Annotated in this window: 1 protein-coding gene and 1 pseudogene; one reads left to right on the top strand and one right to left on the bottom strand. The window is 35.5% G+C overall.

From position 1 onward, the window contains the following. Nucleotides 1-110 precede the first annotated feature (110 nt). Nucleotides 111-1,136 (bottom strand): annotated as a pseudogene (locus tag DV872_RS25915) (IS110 family transposase). A 674-nt stretch (nucleotides 1,137-1,810) separates the two neighbouring features. Here DV872_RS25915 and DV872_RS27360 point away from each other — a divergent pair. Beyond that, nucleotides 1,811-2,146 carry an RloB family protein gene (locus DV872_RS27360; RefSeq protein WP_114632872.1) on the top strand — a complete coding sequence of 112 codons (336 nt, stop codon included), beginning with the start codon at nucleotides 1,811-1,813 and terminating at the stop codon, nucleotides 2,144-2,146. The last annotated feature ends 464 nt before the right edge of the window (nucleotides 2,147-2,610 follow it).

Genomic DNA, 2,610 nt, shown 5'->3' with positions numbered 1-2,610 from the left:
ACAATATTTGATTCCGGACTTGCTGCCAAAAGTGGCAGGTTTAAACCGGAATGGGGTGGCAGGATAAATCCGGATTACCCGGCAAGTTTAATCCGGAATGGGTGGCAGGATTAAACCGGATTTTCCAGTCTTACAGCCGAATAAAATATTTTGTAATCGAATGGCTCCCTCCTTTTAAGAATGTAATAGGCAGATCGAGCTAGTTAATGAGCAATTATGGACATAGCTTTGGCTCTACCATAATGATTGACCAAATTCCGGTGGTATTTCTTTGAAAAATCATTGCCTTTAATGAAGAGTACCGCTACTTCTGAGAATGCCCATTTCAGATGAGCATTTCCGATCTTACTATTTTTTGAGCCCATACTTTTACCGGAGGATTCTCTTGGACATCGTATCAGCCGGCAATAGGATACAAAGTTCTGTACCTTGGGAAATCGCTTAATATCATGTATTTCATAGAGAATTGTTAAACCGAGGATTTTTCCACTTCCCGGAATTGTCTTCAATAATATAAAGGCTACAGGATCATGATATCTGGCACTTTTTAATACAATGTATTCAAGTCGTGTAATCTGTTTTGCTAATACATTTACAATTTCAACATCTGTTTGAACTGATATTTGTACCAGGGGAATTTCAAAATGTTCTGGTAAGTCTTTACGATTAGCACCATAAGTAATCTTTTTACTGATAGGTGGCATGTTGTATTGATGGTTTGTATTCTGGATATGGGAGAGAAAATCGCTTTTTCTTTTAACAAGATATTGTCGTCTTCGTAATAAGTCTCGTGTAGCTCTCATTCTTGCAGGATATACGTATGCTTGTGGAATGAGGCCGCCTCTGAGAAGGGCAGCTATCTTCTCAGAATCTATCCGGTCATTCTTAGTTTTACCACCGCTTATTACTTTCATATAGAGAGCATGGCCCAGAACGAAAGGAATTTTGTGTTCTACGCATAAATCTGAAATCCAGTACCAGGTAAAAATGCATTCAACACAGACTACGATATCATCCTTGAAAGGGGTAATTGCTTCAAGGAAATCATCAGGATCTGTTTGTATATTTTTGTGATAGAGTATTTTCCCGCTTCGATCCATAATACAGATGTAAATGACTTTGCTGTGGAGATCGATGCCACAGTAGTCGTGGTGTTATTCTTTATAGAACCTCATAAAGATACCTCCAAAATGGTTTTTCAGTATTAAGTTTACTAGAAACCAGGGAGCCCTTAATGAGTATCAAAGACTTGAAGTAGACTCCATTCCTCACCACCGGATGAGAGATATCTATAAAAACAGAGAATTGATCTGGCAGAGAAAGGTGGAATAAGAGGAGCAATGGATTCTTGAGTCCATATTCTGCTCTCCCCTCAACTATTCAACGTTAGCTGGGGAGGGTGACTTAATGAGTTTATTACTCTTTATGGAGATTCTGATATAAATGGCACTGAGAATTATTACAATGGTGACAAAAGAGAATATCTGACTTAAATAACCATCTATTATATTAGGAATAAAGAGATCAATATCTAAAATATTGTAATAGTTAAGGTATTTTATATCCGATTTTAATATTGATATGATGACGAGTATGACGATATGTATCAGGGCAGTAAAAAAAATACCTATTTTGAATGTTCTCAAAATATTTTTTATGATTGTCATGTTTTATCCTTGTAATAATTTATCTATATAATGATATGATCAAATAATATGGCATCCAAAGTTCCAACATATGTAGAGTCATGAATTATTTAGCACTATTTGTAACAAGAGTATAGTCTCTAGATAACCATTGTGCGTGATCTGTGTCATTTGGACTTTGTCGGGGCAGTCTGTTTTGCTCTTTTTCTGTGCTGAGTAAAACGGTTTCCATAAGTTCCATACAGGTAAACGCCCTGTATTTCCTGGTGGCCACCATAGCCTCGTTCCTCTCAGTGTTCTGGTTCTCCAGCCTGCAGTTCCCTCATAAAGATGATTTTTCTGATTCGGATTTCAATACTGCCATTACAAATGCAGAATCGTATGGTTTTAAAGTTGCATATTCAAATCAGGCTTTTGAATACTGGTTAATATTGCATTTTAACGATCATCAAGGTGGTTCAATTCATCGAGATTCATATAATTCTATAATAAATAAATAGCTATTTAAAGAATTTTTCTATTTAATATAATTGGAACACAGATAAAAAAGTTAATGATGATTTTTTTCAAATAATGTTAGCCTTTGACCATCAAAATAAAAAACGTAGAATTGATTTAGCAATTATGAGATCAAGAAAAATCTTTGATTTAAAAAAATCATTATCACCTGCAAAAAGCGAATCAATTACTTTGGTTTATAATCTTATAGAAGATATTCTGAAATATACATAGTGCTGTATAACATTGACTTGAAGTAGATATACCTACTGTCATGGCTGATGCTTTTCTGCTTCGCAGGCAGGATTTCCGCCATGTACGGAAAACAGGTTATGCGGACGTTGAGACTGTAGAAAAAGCCAGCTTTTCAACAGTTCTCATGAAATCTATGGTAAAATTTAGAAAACGGAGGTTCATCTTATGGCAAGATACAAAGAGTATTCTTATGACCAGACTATGATGATTC

The sequence above is a fragment of the Oceanispirochaeta sp. M1 genome, from assembly GCF_003346715.1.
In the GTDB taxonomy this organism is placed as follows: domain Bacteria; phylum Spirochaetota; class Spirochaetia; order DSM-2461; family DSM-2461; genus Oceanispirochaeta.
Note: the sequence above shows the minus strand (reverse complement) of the source record. Positions and strands in the feature narration are given on the sequence as shown.